Origin of the sequence: Burkholderia sp. ZZQ-2, from assembly GCF_050768715.1 — a bacterium.
Taxonomy (GTDB): Bacteria; Pseudomonadota; Gammaproteobacteria; order Burkholderiales; family Burkholderiaceae; genus Burkholderia; species Burkholderia cepacia.
On the sequence record NZ_LDVA01000314.1, the window covers coordinates 1 to 4,706 of the forward strand.

Consider the following 4,706-nt stretch of genomic DNA (forward strand, 5'->3'; position numbering starts at 1 on the left):
CGTTGATAGGTCAGGTGTGTAAGCGCAGTAATGCGTTCAGCTAACTGATACTAATTGCCCGTAAGGCTTGATCCTATAACAAGTCTGCCTTGTAGATCGGCGCCGTGCGACAGCACCGGCCGCAAGATCCAGAGCGACAAGTTGGATTCTCGTGTGTGATACACACAACTCAAAATTACTGCTTCTTCCAAGATTGGTTCTGTTGGCCACGCCAGCAGGACAACCCTCTTTGCCTGATGACCATAGCGAGTCGGTCCCACCCCTTCCCATCCCGAACAGGACCGTGAAACGACTCTACGCCGATGATAGTGCGGATTCCCGTGTGAAAGTAGGTAATCGTCAGGCTCCCTAAGCCAGAAACCCCCGCCCGAAAGGCGGGGGTTTTTGCATTTCGGCGACGGAAATGCACGAGTGATCGGGATCGGTGGCCTGGCTGCAACCGGGCGCAATTTGCGTTTGGAGAAAGGGCACGTCATTCATCCCCTCTACCTGGCGCGCCGGCCCGATCACTCAGCTGCAATCCTGCAGTCAAACCCTGCCCCGAAACGAAACCACGCGATTTGATACGATCGAAGCGGCGCCGGCGATTGCATTCGTCGACGTTCATGTTCGAAACCAGGGCTTGATGGAGAGGGCGGGAATGAATATCGGCGACGCGTCGCGCGAATCCGGAGTCAGCGCAAAAATGATCCGGTACTACGAACAGGTTGGCCTGCTTGCGCCGAGCAAACGTACCGACGCCGGCTACCGGATCTACGGCGCGGACGAAATTCATATCCTGCGCTTCATCCGTCAGGCGCGACGCCTAGGCTTTCTCGTCGAGGACATCCGCAAGCTGCTAACGCTCTGGCAAGATCGTTCCCGCGCGAGCTCAGAAGTGAAGTCGATCGCGCTCGAGCACGTGGCCGAACTCGACAAGCGCATCGCGGAGCTGAGCGACATGCGCGACACGCTGGCCGATCTTGCTGCGCACTGCCATGGTGACGGGCGTCCCGAATGCCCGATTTTGGCGCGTTTGTCCGACCCCGTCAGTGAACCAAATTAGTGCGCGTACTCGAGGCTCAAGACGGGCCTCGATTCGATTTCCATAAAAATCAACGGGTTACGTAAAATCGATGCTCGGCCATTCCAAACAGGAATGGCTTCCATGCAAGTATTTCACTAGCATCTTGGTGCGGCATCGCTATAATTCGGGATAACCCTATACGGGAAATCCCTGAATCTCGATTCACCAGGGGTCCCCCTTCCTTGGAGAACGTCATGATCGCCTACATCGTTGAAAAGCTGAGCAACTGGTTCGAATCCGCAGAACGTGAACGCCGTGAGGCTTACCTCGCCACGTCGTCGGACATCGTCCAGCTCGAAAGCCGTATCCGCTCGCTCGAAACCAACGGCTACTCGCTGTAATCGGAGTCACCGTCAGGTGCCACGTGGCACCGAACGATAAGCAAGCCCCGTATTGACGGGGCTTTGTTTTTTTGTGCGCCGGATCTGGCGCAATCATCAGTGCAGCGCTATGGTATGGGCCTGCTTTTCATCCCGAAGGACACGATCATGCGTTTGCGTCTCGATGTGCGTCGCAGTACCCGCGCGCGTCTCGTTTTCGGCGCGGTGGCGCTTGTTCATGGACTCGCGGCCGCTGCCGCGACATCGTCCAAACCGCTGATTCTCGATACGCAACGCGGCATCCAGGATGGCAAGGGCGGGTTGGTGCTGCAGACGGCGCCGTTGTCTCCTGAGCCGATCGTCGAGCCGGCAGGCATGCGGGCTCCGGCCGGGCAGGCGCCGAACACGTCGGTTCCGCTGTTCGTCGCGCCGTATATCAATGTACCCGCGTGGGGTGGGCAGCCGGCCAACCAGCCAAGGCTCGCGCCCAGACCGCAGCCGTAACGCGCAGTCGCGTGATCAGTTTCCGCGGTGCTCGATCTGGCAGCGGGCGCCGCTATCCTGTCCCAGCATCTCGACCAGATAGGGCAGTGCCTCGTTCATGCTCTGGGCGAGGGTGTACGGCGGATTCAGGATGAACATCCCGCTGCCGTAGAGACCGAGCCCGTCAGTGGGTGGATTCGACACCGTCAGTGTCAGGTGCAGCCAGTTGTTCGGTTGCAGGCGCTTCAACTGCTCGGGAAAGCGCTGCGATTCCGTTCGCGTCACCTGCGGGTACCAGACGGCATAGCAGCCCGTCGCGAAACGCTTCAGACACTCCGTCACGCAAGTCACCGTGCGCGCGTAATCCTTCTTGTCCTCGTAGGACGGATCGATCAGCACGAGTGCGCGTCGCGGCGGCGGCGGCAGCAGCGCCTTGATGCCTTCGAAGCCGTCTCCGGCAAAGATCATCGCGCGTCGCCCCGCATCGCGGAAATTGTGGCGCAGCACGTCGATTTCCGTCGTGTGCATTTCGAACAGCCGCATCCGGTCCTGCTCGCGCATCGATCGCCATGCGATGTACGGGGACCCCGGGTAGAAGCGCAGTTCGCCGTCGTCGTTCAGCGCGCGGACTTCATCCACATAGTCGCCCAGCGCTTCCGGCAGGTTCTTTTCGTTCCACAGCCGGCCGATGCCGGTGTCGAATTCCGACGTCTTTGCCGCGTAACCGTCGCGCAGCGAGTACACGCCGGCACCTGCATGTGTGTCGATGTACCAGTACGACTTGTCTTTCTTGTTCAGGTAGCGCAGCAGCTGGACGACGACGGCGTGCTTGAGCACGTCCGCGTGGTTGCCTGCGTGAAAACCGTGACGATAACTGAGCATGGCGGGCTGCCTGAAACGAAAGGTGAATCGATGAAAGCGGTCGATCGTGCGTGGCCGTCAGGCCGGGCGCCGATACGGGCCGCGTATTGTACGCGAGTGGCCGTGCATCGCCTCATTCGTACGCATCGCCGACCACCTCTTCGATTCGTTGTTTCACATCCGGTGTCAGCTTCGCGGCAACGTCGAGCGCGCGCATGTTGTCGCCGATCTGCTCGATCCGCGACGCGCCTGTGATGACCGAGCTCACGTGAGGATTCGCGAGCACCCACGCGATCGCGAGCTGGCCGGTGCTGCAGCCGAGCTCGGTCGCAATTTCGCCGAGCCGTTCGACGATGTCGTTGGCGGCCTGGTCGGTCAGGCGGTCGCGCATCCAGTCGTACCCCTGTAACTGCGCGCGGCTGCCGGGCGGTACGCCGTTACGGTACTTGCCGGTGAGGAGGCCCGATGCCAGCGGGCTCCAGGTCGTGAGGCCGAGACCGTAGTCGTCGTAGAGCCGTGCATATTCCTTTTCGACCCGCGTGCGGTGGAACAGGTTGTACTGCGGCTGCTCGACAACCGGCTTGTGCAGGTGATGCCGTTCGGCGATCTCGCAGGCAGCACGGATCTCGTCGGCGCTCCATTCCGACGTGCCCCAGTACAGCGCCTTGCCGCGCACGATCATGTCGCTCATTGCCCAGACGGTTTCCTCGATCGGCGTGTTCGGATCGGGGCGATGGCAATAGACGAGATCGACGTAGTCGAGCTGAAGCCGGCGCAGTGAGCCGTCGATGGCGTTCAGCAGGTATTTCCGGTTCAGCGTGTGATACTGGTTCGGCGCTTCGGCGAGTCCCCAGAAGAACTTGGTGGACACGATATAGCTGACACGCGGCCAATCGAGGGACTTGAGCGCATGACCCATGATTTCCTCGGATTTGCCGCCGGCGTACACCTCGGCGTTGTCGAAGAAATTGACGCCCGCGTCGCGTGCCGCGGCAAGGCATTCGCGCGCGACTCGCTGGTCGACCTGGTTGCCGTACGTCACCCACGAGCCGAGCGAAAGCTCGCTGATCTGCAGGCCGGAGCGGCCTAGCCGTCGATAGTGCATGCGAATCTCCTGCGTGACAGAGCCGACCTTAAGCTTAGACGTTTTGCGCGCGAACGGCGGGGCCGATCGTGCACAATGGCGGCTGGCCCGTCGCTTCGATCATGCGATGAACGCCGAGGTGACGGGCACGTACTTTTTCGATCCGACAACGGGAGGAGACGGACATGGCAGCAGATCTGAATGGCAAGACCGCAGTCGTCACGGGCGCCGCGAGCGGCATCGGCAAGGAAATCGCACTCGAGCTCGCGAAAGCGGGCGCGGCCGTCGCGATCGCCGACCTGAACCAGGACGGCGCGAACGCCGTTGCCGACGAGATCGTCAAGGCGGGCGGCAAGGCGATCGGCGTCGCGATGGACGTGACGAACGAGGAAGCCGTGAACAGCGGTATCGACAAGGTGGCCGAAACGTTCGGCTCGGTCGACATCCTCGTGTCGAACGCGGGCATCCAGATCGTCAACCCGATCGAGAACTATTCGTTCTCCGACTGGAAGAAGATGCAGGCGATCCACGTCGACGGCGCATTCCTGACGACCAAGGCCGCGCTCAAGCACATGTACAAGGACGATCGCGGCGGTGTCGTGATCTACATGGGTTCGGTGCACTCGCACGAAGCGTCGCCGCTGAAATCGGCGTACGTGACGGCCAAGCACGGCCTGCTCGGCCTGGCCCGCGTGCTGGCGAAGGAAGGCGCGAAGCACAACGTGCGCTCGCACGTCGTGTGTCCGGGCTTCGTGCGCACGCCGCTGGTCGACAAGCAGATTCCGGAGCAGGCGAAGGAGCTCGGGATCAGCGAAGAGGAAGTGGTGAAGAAGGTGATGCTCGGCAATACGGTCGACGGCGTGTTCACGACGGTGCAGGACGTCGCGCAGAC

General features: G+C 61.2%; 6 protein-coding genes and 2 rRNA genes. 6 read left to right on the plus strand and 2 right to left on the minus strand.

Annotation, left to right across the window (positions count from 1 at the left end):
* From ABY44_RS28455 to ABY44_RS28475, 5 genes are all read left to right on the plus strand, one after another.
* A 23S ribosomal RNA gene (locus ABY44_RS28455) occupies positions 1 to 75 on the plus strand; the annotation flags it as partial.
* Between the two features lie 157 nt (positions 76 to 232).
* Positions 233 to 345: ribosomal RNA gene (gene rrf, locus ABY44_RS28460) — 5S ribosomal RNA — on the plus strand.
* Between the two features lie 295 nt (positions 346 to 640).
* Positions 641 to 1,045, plus strand: coding sequence for a Cu(I)-responsive transcriptional regulator (cueR, locus tag ABY44_RS28465; RefSeq protein ID WP_027786885.1), 405 nt, complete (start codon positions 641 to 643; stop codon positions 1,043 to 1,045).
* A gap of 215 nt (positions 1,046 to 1,260) precedes the next feature.
* The gene (locus tag ABY44_RS28470) at positions 1,261 to 1,407 is read left to right on the plus strand and encodes a DUF3563 family protein (protein WP_006478295.1); all 147 of its coding nucleotides are present in this window, start codon (positions 1,261 to 1,263) and stop codon (positions 1,405 to 1,407) included.
* Positions 1,408 to 1,521: 114 nt separating this feature from the next.
* On the plus strand, positions 1,522 to 1,890 hold the full coding sequence (locus ABY44_RS28475; protein WP_185735320.1) for a hypothetical protein: 369 nt from the start codon (positions 1,522 to 1,524) through the stop codon (positions 1,888 to 1,890).
* 15 nt (positions 1,891 to 1,905) lie between these two features.
* Here the strand turns inward: ABY44_RS28475 and ABY44_RS28480 are convergent, their stop codons facing one another.
* Positions 1,906 to 2,751 carry a 23S rRNA (adenine(2030)-N(6))-methyltransferase RlmJ gene (locus ABY44_RS28480; protein ID WP_021164367.1) on the minus strand — a complete coding sequence of 282 codons (846 nt, stop codon included), beginning with the start codon at positions 2,749 to 2,751 and terminating at the stop codon, positions 1,906 to 1,908.
* Between the two features lie 112 nt (positions 2,752 to 2,863).
* Positions 2,864 to 3,835: a potassium channel beta subunit family protein gene (locus ABY44_RS28485; RefSeq protein ID WP_060173883.1), complete on the minus strand. Its 972-nt coding sequence runs from the start codon at positions 3,833 to 3,835 to the stop codon at positions 2,864 to 2,866.
* Between the two features lie 164 nt (positions 3,836 to 3,999).
* Here ABY44_RS28485 and ABY44_RS28490 point away from each other — a divergent pair.
* A partial coding sequence (locus ABY44_RS28490; protein WP_431642843.1) for a 3-hydroxybutyrate dehydrogenase occupies positions 4,000 to 4,706 on the plus strand: 707 nt, incomplete at its 3' end.